We start from the raw sequence: 8474 nt of genomic DNA on the forward strand, positions 1-8474 counted from the left end.
GGAGTTCTGAGGTAGATGAACGGAGTTCTGAGGTAGATGAACGGAGTTCTGAGGTAGATGAACGGAGTTCTGAGGTAGATGAACGGAGTTCTGAGATAGATGAACGGAGTTCTGAGATAGATGAACGGAGTTCTGAGATAGATGAACGGAGTTCTGAGATAGATGAACGAGTATCTGAGGTGAATGAACTAGTATCTGAGATAGATGAATGGAGTTCTAACCCCAATCCCCAGTCCCCAATCCCCTCACCCCCGCTTATGCTTTTCCAAAATCTTCTCAACTCTGGGCTTATAAATGAGATGAAATAAGGTTTCCATGTACCGATCTCTGGCTTCGTTGTTTTCAGGAGCAACAAAGTTCCAAAAACTAAACATTTTAGTCAGCAGTAGTAATTGATTGCTATGTAAATGCCAATTATATTTATGGTGAATTCGCTGACTCATCCATTCTGAAACTTCTTGCCAGTGTTCAGCATGAGTATCACATTTTTCAAGGAAGTCTAAAATTGTCTTTGCTGTTACTTCTAAGTCTGTGGGATTAATATAAAATACGTTTTCTTGGTAATCGATAATTTCTGAAGAACCGCCAAACTGAGTAGTGAAAGTTGGTAAGCCGGAAATCATCGCTTCCAGAATACTCCGTCCGAAGGATTCAAAGCGCGCAAAATGGACATAGATACCTTGAGAATCTGCAACTACTCGGTAGGCTTCACCGAGTTCAATGCTAGGAATACGCATCCCCACCCAGCGAATCTTGCCATAGAGATGATATTCATTAATAACGTCGTGGAGTTTTTGAATTTCTCCTGCTTCTTGTGAGTTTTTAGCTTCATCTGGACGCAGTTTACTAGTTAAGATAATCAGGTTGCAATGCTCTTGCAACGCCTGATTCTTACCAAAGCATTCAACTAAACCAGTGAGATTATTGATTGAGGTGACGGTATCAACGGCAAAAATTGGTCGCTTGTTGGGGCGATCTAAATGACCTAAGATTTGGGAGTCTTCGCGGCTAAAGAGTAAGTCGTGGACTTGTTTACGAAGCTTAGAATCTCGCTTTTCTTTTTGGCTATAGGGAAAGAAAATATTTTCATTTACTCCCGGCGGCACTAAGTTGAATTTAGGACTAAACAAATCAATGCCATCAACTACATGATACAACTGCGGCATCGTAAACCATTTATACGATTCGTATTGACCGATGGTGTCAGGTGTGCCGACAATTTCTTGATAGGACGATGTGATGATGAAGTCGGCTGCATTCATGCTAATCAAATCGGCGGTAAATTGTACTGAAAAATGATATTGTTCTTCTAAATCTTGCCAGTATAAATTACTAAATAGATATTTAGGTTTTGCCAAGGAATGGGCAATGTTGCACTGGGTAACTTTCATCCTGCGAGAGAGAAGAAAGGCTACTAAGTTACCGTCGCTGTAGTTACCAACAATCAGATTAGGTTTGGCTTTAAATTGAGCTAGTAATTCTTTTTCTGCATCGATGGCAAATTGTTCTAAATAAGGCCAAATCTCAAATTTAGAAATCCAATTATTGGTAATTTCGGAATTAAATTCACCAAAAGGAACGCGCAATATCCAAGCATTCTCAGTCTCTTGAACTTTTTCTAAGTGCAGGTTACAAAATGTTCCTTCACAGTTAGGAATTAGCCGGGTGAGAATAATAATATGGGGTTTAATGCCTAGCTGGTCGAGTCCAGCGAGTTTGATTTGTTCACTTAGTTCGTTTTCTAAGCTGCGTGCTTGTTCGAGGACATAGATAACTTGACCGAGTGTTTCATCTCTTCCTAAAACATCTTCTTGTCCCACCCAGCCGTGGACAGAAACGAGAACAACGCGAAAGACGGCGGGGACACGGGCCACAAAGGCTTCTAATATGCCGGGTTCTGGGGAGTAAATGAGTCGGTCGAGGAGTTCTAAGGTTTCGGAGACTCGCGCCGCAGTGTTACCCCAACCTGGCTCAAAACCGAGTTCTTGGAGGTCAATGCTAAATTTTTCATAAGGTTCATGAGGCGATCGCTCACTCAGCAATTTGAGTGCTGGCTTAATTTGTTTGGCTAACTCAATACCAGAGTCAATGCGATCGCTCAACAACAGGCGAATGCCATTGCATTGCAGCCCATGTAATGCTTTAAATAACATTTCTACCCAATATTCAGGGTCAGTCAACAATTGATTGCACAGATAACGGTTTAGGAAAGCTAAACCTTGACCGATATTTCTGGCGTCATCGATTCTTAGGGAATTCTCATAAAAGGGGTGGAGGTCGATTTCGAGGATGTCGGGTTGGTAGCGGTTGACTAGGCGATCTCTCACATCTAACAGCGCTTGAGGCGTCATCTGCTCGAAGCTGCTAAAATCGGCTGTCAGTTTCCAAACTTCTTGGGTAGCAATCCTGGGTCGAATTACAAACCAAGTACTTTCCTCTTCAAGAATTATTTCGTGGGTATATTGTATCAGTTTGCCAAGAGAAGAAGAGTAATAAAAATAGGCTGGCTTTTGAGATTGATCGCAGTAATCAGCAAAAGCTTGCAAAATCTCATTTCTCAGAAAGTAACGCTTACCTGAAGCACTCAACGCATAAATAAACTGATTTGCATCAGTTTTTTCATCACCGTTGATGACAGCTTGAACTAGTTCATACATGATGACGAATTCCAGAAATTTAGTTAGGTTACGACCTCATTTTTCTCTCTAGTTTTCGGTTCTCTGAGGTACATTTCCCTCGTTATTTTAAAGAACTATAAAAATCTTCGCGTCTAGCTTTGGGGTGAAACGCGGCGAGTCGATAGGATTAGGGATTGGATTGGGGACTGGGGATTGGGGATTGGGGATTAGGGATTGGGGAATAACTAATATCCCATAACCAATAGACATTTGGTGAAAAAGAATTGTTTTGACGTAGCACTGCTATGTCAAAACAATGGTTATAGATAACACATATTTAATTTCTGGATATGTTTAATTAATTTAGGTAAAAATGTCCACTAGTTTATGATCTAAAATCATCAGTGGATAGCTATATCAAGCCTATATTAATAACTTTTTGCAGGGCTTTTTCAAATGCCATACCTTGTTTGAGGGCGATATACAACAATGCGATCGCGGCTGAACGAATTGAATTATCACAATGTATCAGTATTGGTTTGGGTAATTCCGTGATGGTCTGATATATCTGAAGCGTACTTTGATGATTAATGTCTTCAGGTCTAGTTGGGAAGTTAACGTAGTACAATCCCAAAAGCTCAGTCTTCTCTTGTTCATTAGCCACCAAGCCTGTTTCGTCGGGCAAACGGAGGTTGACTACAGACCTATAGCCCTCATCACCTATTTCTTGTAGCTGATCTAGTGTAATTTGACCTGCGATCGCTAACTCATCATTAATTTTTCTAACAATATTCATTAGCCTGATTAACCTAATTTTGCTAACTTTACCCACACTCTAAATTTAGTAAAAAAATCTGAGGATCTTGTGAGGGATTGGGCAGGAGGCAGGGGGCAGGGGGCAAAATAGTTCCGTTAGCGGTAACGGGGCGTTGAGGTAGTTCTCAGTCGTGAGTAAAGAAGCGAGATTCCCCACTCAGTACTTATTACTCAGCACTCAGCACTCAGCACTCATTACTCAGCACTCATTACTCCTGAACAGGTGATGTAAACTGTTCAATAATTCTCTAGCGGTGTAGGGTTTTAATAAAACTTCTTGCACATTAACATCAGCAGATTGAGCAAATACCTCCATTGAGTTCAGACCGCTACAGGCAATAATTTGAACCTGCTGGTTCATTTTTTGCAAGGTGCGAATGGCGGTAATTCCATCCATTTCTGGCATCATTATATCCATCAATACGGCATTAATTTGATGCTTGTGTTGAGCGAAAAGTGCGATCGCCTCGATGCCGTTACTAGCAGTGAGTATTTTATAGTTATGGTTTTCTAGGATGATTGTGGCAATCTCCCGAATTTGGGTTTCATCATCTACCACTAAAATCAATTCTCCCTGCCCTGGAATCAAATCCAGGTCTTCTATCCTGAATGCTTGGGTTGCTTCCACTGCTGGTAAAAATAGGTCAAATTTGCTACCTCTACCAACATTGCTAGACACTTTGATAAAACCGTCGTGGCTTCTAATGATTCCCAGCACTGTTGAAAGTCCAAGTCCAGTACCTATGTTGACCTCTTTGGTGGTGAAAAATGGCTCAAAAATTCTATCTAATACTTCTGGCGGTATCCCAATTCCATTATCGGCAACGGTAATTACAATATAGTGCCCAACTTTGGCATCAAGATTCATTCTGGTATAAGCTTCATCTATAAACTTATTTTCCGCAGAAATTTTGATATTGCCGCCATGAGGCAAAGCATCGCGAGCATTTACTACCAAATTCATCAACACTTGATGTAGCTGTGTGGTGTCTCCAGAGATCGCCCAAATATCTTCTGGGATAACCGTGGAAAATTCAATAGATTTGGGAAATGTATGTTTAGCAATTTGGATAATTTCTGAAATCAGGTACTTGACTTGGATAATTGTCGGCTCTCCTTTAAATCCCCGCGCAAAGGACAAGACTTGCTTCACTAAAGCTGCTCCCCGTCTGGCGTTGGCTTCTACAAGTGCCATTAATTGCCCAGAACGCTCCTCGTCTTGAGAAAATTTTCCCTGTAACAATTGAGCCGCTGCCAAAATTGGTGTCAATATATTGTTCAAGTCGTGAGCAATGCCACCTGCAAGCGTACCAAGGCTTTCCAATCGCTGGGTGCGAAAAAACTGCTCTTGGAGTTGTTTCTTTTCGGTGATGTCAGTATCAACAGTCAAAATGGATTTGGGTTTTCCCTCAGAATCGCACATCAATGTCCAGCGGCTTTCCACAACAATTTTCTCACCGGATTTTGTCACTTTATGTAACTCACCTTGCCATGAGCCACTCTCAATTACGCTTTTTAGTGGTTTTTCTAGTTGGTGCTGAGTTCCTGCTGGGTACAAAATCTCGTGGATTTCTTTTCCCATAACCTCTGTAGAAAGCCAACCGTACATCCGCTCTGCACCTTGATTCCAGAATAAGATTTGAGACTGGAAATCTCGAACTAATATGGCGTCGGTGGCAATATCAAGTAGAGCAGCTTGTTCAGAGATTTTTTGTTCTGCCAGCTTGCGCTCGGTAATATCTTCGGCAATGCCACCATAGTAGTTCACTTTTCCTTGGTCATCATAGATAGCAAAGCCCCGATTCCAAATCCACCGCACCGATCCATCAGGTCGCAAAATCCGATATTCTGCTGAAATGGATTGACTACCACCAAGCAGTTGCTCGATTGATTGGGCGGCGCGATCGCGATCGTCTGGATGAACGGTGTCTAGCCAAGATGTTGGCTGTTCAAATAAACCCTGAGAAGATCGACCCCAAATCTTCTCATAAGCAGGACTAATATACAAAGGATGGAATGAATCTGCGCTACCAATCCAGATCATGGCGTGGGTGTTTTCGGAAAAAGTACGAAATTTCTCCTCGCTTTCAGACAATGCTGCTTCGGCAAGTTGGCGTTCGTGTAGTGCAGCTTTCTGTTCGGTAATATCTCTGGCTACTCCTTGTATTTCAATAACCTGTCCTTTGTCATCATGAATTGCGATCGCATTCCATTGAAACCAGCGTATACCGTTAACTGTCAATGAACGTCGCTCACAATTAGTCAAGAGATGGGATGAAGATTCTAAAACTGTCATACTTTCCACTACTAGAGGCAAGTCATCTGAGTGAAAAAACTGGAGAAATGACTGACCAAGAAACTCATTTTGTTTCCAGCCGAAGGTTTGACAAGCAGCCATATTGGCAAAGGTAATCTGTCCTTGCAAATCAATGCGGATAATTATGTCACTTTGGCTTTCAACGAGTTGGCGATAGAGGTTTTCGCTTTGCCGTAATGCAACTTCTGCACGTTGACGTTCAATAATTTCTTGTTGCAATAGAACGTTAGATATCACAAGTTCTGCTGTTCGTTCTACCACTCGTTGTTCTAACTTTTCGTAAGCTTGGGGTAGTTCTTCTTTCAGGACTTGCTCTATCTCAATTAGCTGATTAACCCGCCTGAATTCATCTGTGGGGTTTTGTAAAAATTTCTGTAAGCCTTCAAAGATCCCCAGCCTTTTTATCAAGTCAAAGGCTTGTAGCAAGCTAGTTTCAGTGATGACTCCTAGTAATTGCCCGCGATCATCTACAACGGGCAGATGGCAAATACGATACTGATTCAATAACGACAAGGCTATAAAAATATCCTGAGAATCTGATTTTCTAAGGGTAAATACTGGCTGTACCATTACCTCAGCCATTGTCACCGTCGATAAATCTATTTCAGAAGCTATCAACCTCAAGACATCTTTTTCTGTAAAAATACCTAATATATCTGCTCCCTCTATAACCAAGATACAACTAGTTAATGGTTGATTTGCAGGGTTTAAATCCAATGAAACATTTAAGCTACTAGGTGCATAATTACTACATCTTTCCTGACTCATTAAGACAATAGCTTCGACTACAAAACTATTAGGACTGATCGTTAATGGAGAACGATTAATAACATGATTTAAGCTAAGTAAGTTAAGCAGTTTATCGTTGAATTGCATGGCTAATTTGTCAATTCTAATGATCTTTTTTATATGAAGATGAACTAGTAGAAGCTAGCGCCAGCTAAAAGAAGTAAATTTTTGAAAATTAGGAATTATTTGTCTCCAATAAATAGTCAATCAAATACATTGATCAAGGCATTCTATAAATCTTACAAGACCAAATACGAAAGATGTAGTGCGAGTTAGTAACTAAGCCAGGAAGTAGATAGAATTTTAGAGTCGTTAAACTCATTCTATTGTCAAATTAGAAATAGATGGTCTGTTATATTTAGGACTTACGCAAAATTATGCGCTGTAGGGGTAATTCATGTAGAGCTATGCGGAGCATCTGTCTGTCGACATGCTGCGCGAACGTAGAGAAACAGCTTACCGCAGGATATTACCCCTACACAAAATCAGGGTTTCGGTTATTGTTTGCGTAAGTCCCGATCTTCGAGATCGCCTTATATAGATGGTCTTGGTAATCTTGTTAGTGTTAAATATTTGAAATCAATTAATCGATGAGTGGAGATACTAAGGGAACTCCAATAATTGAAGAAGAATTCAGAAGTCAGAATTCAGAATAAATTAGTGGGGGATACCCTGCGGGGATCTTGCTATAGACCTGCCACCTGCTACTTTCTTGTTGACCACTAAGGGAACTCCAAGAAATATCTCGTTTCCAGCCGGAGGCTGGAAATGCAACTCAAAAGCGGCTCTGCCGCGAGTCTTGAGACGGAGCCTCAACGACGGGCATTCCCAGTCGAAGACTGGGAACGAGGCAACCTAAAAGCTTGTACTAGGATAGTTTTCACGTTAAGTTGACACCAATGAATTTATCTATCAATTATTTATTGACAGACTAGTAGCGGGGCATTTAGCCAGTGCGGTTATTACTTTTTTTACTCTAAGCCGAGTTACTCAGCACTGTTTCGGTCACACAGAATTTTTACGCTCATTCTGCCTCATAAGTCCTAAATTATTCTTAATAAATGTTTTTATTTTGAGTATAAATAAATTTAGTTGCTCTGTATCCCTATCCCATCTAGGGGAATCTCAATTATTACTCTAGACCTCTACACAAGGACTTATTGGGTCAACTTACTCTTAAGTTCCACATTTATAGCTAAATAAGTATGATAGTCTTACTTAAGAAATATGTATAAGTTTTGCGAGACTATTAAGTATTCTAACTTTACTCACAAGTTCCTCATATTTAAAGACTATAGTCAAAATATAGACAGACTTGTTTTAAATATTTACGGGCTTCTCAACTAGCTGCCCTGATTTGCAATAACACTTTTATTAATAGGATTTGAGAAAAATATGAATTACTGTCCTTGCTGCTCAAGTTTACTTTTAGAACATATACGCGGTGCAGAGACTTACTGGTTCTGTCGCCACTGCTGGCAAGAAATGCCTATTTATAATTGGAACGAATCCACTTTATTCGCCGATGCCGTCATGGTAAAACTATCTAAAAAACCTCAAAAACAAAAACGTAGGAGTACTACTGTTTACGCAAGTCAATGGCAATCCATTACTGAATGGATTGGGCTAGAGGAATTGTCTACGTAACACTAATGGACTGTGTGAGAACTCTCGAAGACTTGTATATATACCGTAGTGGCGTGGCAAGCTTAAAATAAGCTGTTGTGATTATATGCACATTGAGGCGGCAGGGGAGCAGGGTGCAAGGGAGAGGATTTACAGGTTTTGCCTAATCATGCTTGTGATGCAATTTGCAGGCGCAACAGTTAGTGCATTAGTCGTAGCGACTGTCTTGAATGTCAAGTGCGAGCGTTAAGAAAAAACCGCGACTGTGAACATTGACGCAACTGGGGAACGCTGCGCTAGATTCGGTG

The 8474-nt window shown here is 40.8% G+C and carries 5 protein-coding genes; 1 reads left to right on the plus strand and 4 read right to left on the minus strand.

The window, feature by feature from the left end:
• From V7L07_RS17570 to V7L07_RS17585, 4 genes are all read right to left on the minus strand, one after another.
• Positions 1-226, minus strand: a 226-nt coding sequence (locus tag V7L07_RS17570; RefSeq protein ID WP_335059919.1) for a hypothetical protein, incomplete at its 3' end; no start/stop codon positions are given.
• 19 nt (positions 227-245) lie between these two features.
• Positions 246-2657: a sucrose synthase gene (locus V7L07_RS17575; protein ID WP_335059921.1), complete on the minus strand. Its 2412-nt coding sequence runs from the start codon at positions 2655-2657 to the stop codon at positions 246-248.
• A gap of 373 nt (positions 2658-3030) precedes the next feature.
• Entirely contained in the window at positions 3031-3414 is a 384-nt protein-coding gene (locus V7L07_RS17580) for a beta-lactamase hydrolase domain-containing protein (protein ID WP_179064550.1), read from the minus strand.
• 219 nt (positions 3415-3633) lie between these two features.
• Complete coding sequence (locus tag V7L07_RS17585; RefSeq protein ID WP_335059923.1) at positions 3634-6627, minus strand: PAS domain S-box protein; 2994 nt, start codon at positions 6625-6627, stop codon at positions 3634-3636.
• 1308 nt (positions 6628-7935) lie between these two features.
• On the opposite strand from V7L07_RS17585, the gene V7L07_RS17590 reads away from it, so the two are divergent.
• Complete coding sequence (locus tag V7L07_RS17590; protein WP_335059925.1) at positions 7936-8187, plus strand: hypothetical protein; 252 nt, start codon at positions 7936-7938, stop codon at positions 8185-8187.
• Positions 8188-8474: the final 287 nt, after the last annotated feature.

The organism is Nostoc sp. (assembly GCF_036916985.1).
GTDB lineage: Bacteria > Cyanobacteriota > Cyanobacteriia > Cyanobacteriales > Nostocaceae > Nostoc.

What these genes read in the sequence shown, in the direction of transcription:
- V7L07_RS17575 (WP_335059921.1), bottom strand. Translation starts at nt 2,657, where the DNA reads ATGTATGAACTAGTTCAAGCTGTCATCAACGGTGATGAAAAAACTGAT.
- V7L07_RS17580 (WP_179064550.1), bottom strand. Translation starts at nt 3,414, where the DNA reads ATGAATATTGTTAGAAAAATTAATGATGAGTTAGCGATCGCAGGTCAA.
- V7L07_RS17585 (WP_335059923.1), bottom strand. Translation starts at nt 6,627, where the DNA reads ATGCAATTCAACGATAAACTGCTTAACTTACTTAGCTTAAATCATGTT.
- V7L07_RS17590 (WP_335059925.1), top strand. Translation starts at nt 7,936, where the DNA reads ATGAATTACTGTCCTTGCTGCTCAAGTTTACTTTTAGAACATATACGC.